Raw genomic sequence first — 4,057 nt, 5'->3', positions numbered from 1 at the left:
GGAACGGCCCGAACCGTTATGACCAGGGTTATGGACGCCCGGTTGTGACACTAACCACTTCTACATAATGTAGAACCGAGTATTTCGACTTTAGCCATCAGCAAGGGGCAGACTGTTAATCATGAGCCACACATTGGATGAATCTGTCACTAAAACCGCTGAGCAGCCCGAAAGCGAAGGCGCCGGCAGCGTCGTCCAGACGTACACGCTCTGGACAGTTTTCAAGCGCACCGATGCCGTGGACCGTTCCGGTGGCGCGGAGACATTCGACCAGCTCACCGCTGAGCTCGCGACCGAACATGTCACCGTCCGCGGCCTCTACGACGTGTCCGCCATGCGCGCCGACGCCGATGTGATGGTCTGGCTGCACGGTCCCAAGGCGGAGGACCTCCAGGCTGGGATGCGCAGGATCCGCCGGCATGAACTGTTTGCGGGAACCGAAATCGCCTGGTCGGCGATGGGCACGCACCGCGAGGCGGAGTTCGCGAAGAACCACTCGCCGGCCTTTTTCCGTGGTGTGAGCCCCGAAGAATGGCTCTGCGTCTACCCGTTCGTCCGCTCCTATGAGTGGTACACCCTGCCCAGCGAAGAGCGCTCCAAGATGCTCCGCGACCACGGCATGCTCGGCCGCGACTTCCCGCAGGTGCTATCCAACACCGTTTCCTCCTTCGCGCTGGGCGATTGGGAATGGATCCTCGGGCTGGAAGCGCCGGAACTGACCGACCTGGTGGACCTGATGCGGCACCTGCGCAACACCGAGGCACGCCACCACGTCCGCGAGGAAATCCCGTTCTACACCGGCCGCCGGACGGATGCGGCAGGTATCGCAGAGGTGCTCCGGTGAGCATCCCAAAAAGCGACGAGAGCGACCACTTGACCGACGACGGCGGCGTCCGCGCCATGGAGCCGAAGGACTACGACGCGATATTCCTCGCCTCTTTCGGCGGTCCGGAGGGCCAGGACGACGTCCTTCCCTTCCTGCGCAATGTGACCCGCGGCCGCGGCATTCCGGATGAGCGGCTCGAAGAGGTTTCGCATCATTACCGTGCCAATGGCGGCGTCAGTCCCATCAATGCGCAGAACCGGGCGCTCAAGGCCGCGCTTGAAGCGGAGCTGGCCCGCCGGGGGATTGACCTGCCGGTGCTCTGGGGCAACCGCAACTGGGATCCCTACATTCCGGAAACGCTGCAAAAGGCGTACGACGACGGCCACCGCCGGCTGCTGGCCGTGACCACGAGTGCCTACTCCAGTTACTCCAGCTGCCGCCAGTACCGCGAGGACTTCGGCATGGCGCTGGAGGAGACCGGACTGACCGGCAAGCTCGAGGTGGACAAGGTCCGGCAGTACTTCGACCATCCGGGTTTCGTAGCGCCCTTCGTAGAAGGTGTCAGCGCGGGACTGGCTGAAGTCCGCGGCAAGCTCGCCGGCGGCAGTGCCATCGAAACGGCGGGCTCCGCCGCTCCAGGTACTGCCACCGCTGCCGCCGCGGATGCGGTTCATATCCTGTTCTGCACCCACTCGATTCCGACCGCCGACGCCGAAGCGTCCGGTCCCCGTAACCGGGAATTCGCTGAGTCCAGCGCCTACGTCGCACAACACCTTGCCGCGGCCGAAGCCATTCTGGAGGCGACCGGGGAGAGCAGTACTCCGTGGTCGCTGGTGTACCAGTCGCGCAGCGGCTCGCCGCACACGCCCTGGCTCGAACCGGACATTAACGACAAGCTGGAAGAGCTTGCAGCCGCGGGCACCAAGGGCGTCGTCATCGTTCCGCTTGGCTTCGTCAGCGACCACATGGAAGTCGTCTGGGACCTGGACACCGAAGCGATGGACACTTCGTTGGGGCTGGGCTTCGCCGTCGTCCGAGTGCCGACGCCGAGCGTGCATGAAAAATTCGTGGCCGGGCTCGTCGACCTGGTTTGTGAACGGACGGTGGGGAACAATATTTCCGATCGGCCGGCCGTGACGGATCTCGGTCCCTGGTATGACGTCTGTACTCCTGGCTGCTGCGCCAACCTCCGCGGTGCCAAGCCGACCATCGCCGGAAGCGACGCGAAGGATGCTTGAGATGAACGCAACAGAGCCTGTGCGCTTTGGCACCCGCGGCAGCACGCTGGCCATGACCCAAACGGGCACGGCGGCGGATGAGCTTGCCGAACTGGGCGGCTTCGACGTCGAACTCGTCAAAATCAAAACCGAAGGCGACGTCTTCAAAGGCTCGCTGACACAGATCGGCGGCACCGGCGTCTTCGTCACGGCGCTTCGTGATGCGCTGTTGCGCGGACAGTGCGACGTCGCGGTCCACTCGCTCAAAGACCTTCCCACCGAGCCCGCCAGCGACCTGGACGTCGCTGCCATTCCGCCCCGCGTGGACTACCGCGATGCCCTATGTGCACGGGACGGTCTGACCCTCGCCGAGCTTCCGCCCGAATCCAGGATCGGCACGGGTTCACCCCGCCGGGGTGCGCAGATTCTTGCCGCCCGTCCGGACCTGGAAGTCGTCGATATCCGCGGCAATGTGGAGACACGGCTGGGGAGGGTCGCGCCGGGCGACCTGGACGCCGTCGTGCTTGCTGCCGCTGGCCTGGAACGGCTTGGCAAACTGGAAGTCGTCACTGAATTCCTGGATCCATCGGTCATGCTGCCCGCACCGGCGCAAGGTGCGCTCGCTCTCGAATGCCGCAGTGAAGCCGATCATTCCAGTTCCGCCCTGGCCAAGGCGTTGGCGGCCTACGACCATGAAGCGACCCGGTTGTCTGTCACGGCCGAGCGTGCCCTGTTGTCCCGGTTGGAAGCAGGGTGCACGGCACCGATTGGAGCGCTCGGCTCAGTTACCAGCGACAGGCTGTCCCTCGAGGCAGTCGTCTGCAATCCGGACGGATCGCAGATCATCCGCCGGTCGGTGGAAACCGACGATGTGAGCCTGCTGGGCGCACGTTCGCTCGGGGTGGAGCTGGCGGAGAAGCTGCTGGAAGCGGGAGCGGCAACCCTGACTCCGCTGGCCGAATAGGCATGACACCACTATCCGTGTTGTCCGGGCGGACGGTCGCGCTGACCCGAAGCCCTGATCGTGCCGGCGCCATGCTGGAAGCCCTGGAACTGGCCGGTGCCGAGCCGGTGCTGTTCCCTGTCATCGACTTTGAGGTCCCGGCAAATACCGGTGAGCTGGACGCCGCCGTGCTGGAACTTGCCCGCGGCAGTTTCGACTGGCTCGTCGTCACGAGTATCACCACCGTCCGGGCACTGGCCCAGCGGGCGATGGTCCTGGGCTTGGAGATGGAAACCCTGGTACCGAACCGGACCCGTGTGGCGGCCGTCGGAGCAACCACCTGCCGGACCCTTGAGGCGGAAGGGATCCGGGTTGACCTGGTTCCTGCCGGCGAGCGGTCCGGCCAGGGGCTGCTCGAAGAGTGGGCCTCCGCCTCCCTCGCTGGGACCGTTCTGTTGCCGCAGGCCGACATTGCCGACCCGGCACTCCGGAAGGGCCTGATCGAACTGGGTGCCGACGTCGTCGCCGTCGCTGCTTATCACACGGTCGACTCTCCGGCTGACCCGGAACGCAGTTTGCTTCGGCCGCTCTCCCTGCCGGGACCCGCGGACCGTCAGGCCCAGGTGGAGGTTCTGTACGCGGACGACTTCGCCCAACGCCAGCGCGATGGCGGGATCGACGCCGTCGTGCTGACCTCCCCGAGCGCGGCCCGCCGGGTGCGGGAAGAATGTGCGCAGCTGAACCGTTTGGTCAAAGTAGTCGCCATTGGACGTCCGACGTCGGCTGAGGCCACCCGCTGCGGCTTCATCGTGGCAGCCGTGGCGCCGGAACCGACGCCGGAGGGCATCGTCACCGCACTTGAGCAGGCTTTCGCTCCGGACAAGCCCGGAGCATGTGAAGGATCCGAAAACTTATCCAGCAAGGAGCATTCGTGAGTTTCCCCCACCACCGCCCGCGCCGGCTGCGCGCCACCCCGGCCATGCGACGGCTGACAGCCGAGAATTCGTTCAGTGCCCGCGAGCTCATCCTGCCGGCGTTCATCAAGGAAGGGGCGGCCGAACCGGCTCCGAT

General features: G+C 65.3%; 5 protein-coding genes. All 5 read left to right on the top strand.

Annotated elements, in window-relative coordinates:
* The first annotated feature begins 121 nt into the window (after nt 1–121).
* On the top strand, nt 122–844 hold the full coding sequence (hemQ, locus tag Y707_RS32665; RefSeq protein ID WP_026534371.1) for a hydrogen peroxide-dependent heme synthase: 723 nt from the start codon (nt 122–124) through the stop codon (nt 842–844).
* A 56-nt stretch (nt 845–900) separates the two neighbouring features.
* Nucleotides 901–2,064 carry a ferrochelatase gene (locus tag Y707_RS0105830; protein WP_253905077.1) on the top strand — a complete coding sequence of 388 codons (1,164 nt, stop codon included), beginning with the start codon at nt 901–903 and terminating at the stop codon, nt 2,062–2,064.
* Nucleotide 2,065: 1 nt separating this feature from the next.
* Nucleotides 2,066–3,007: a hydroxymethylbilane synthase gene (hemC, locus tag Y707_RS0105825; protein ID WP_035780558.1), complete on the top strand. Its 942-nt coding sequence runs from the start codon at nt 2,066–2,068 to the stop codon at nt 3,005–3,007.
* A 2-nt stretch (nt 3,008–3,009) separates the two neighbouring features.
* Nucleotides 3,010–3,921: a uroporphyrinogen-III synthase gene (locus Y707_RS0105820; RefSeq protein ID WP_035780556.1), complete on the top strand. Its 912-nt coding sequence runs from the start codon at nt 3,010–3,012 to the stop codon at nt 3,919–3,921.
* Nucleotides 3,918–4,057: porphobilinogen synthase (locus Y707_RS30520; protein ID WP_503487604.1), on the top strand; the 140-nt coding region annotated here is incomplete at its 3' end. The genes Y707_RS0105820 and Y707_RS30520, both read left to right, overlap by 4 nt.

It is taken from the genome of Arthrobacter sp. H14 (assembly GCF_000520495.1).
GTDB lineage: Bacteria > Actinomycetota > Actinomycetes > Actinomycetales > Micrococcaceae > Arthrobacter_C.
The sequence above is the reverse complement of the archived record's forward strand: the minus strand, read 5'-3'. Positions and strand labels throughout refer to the sequence as shown.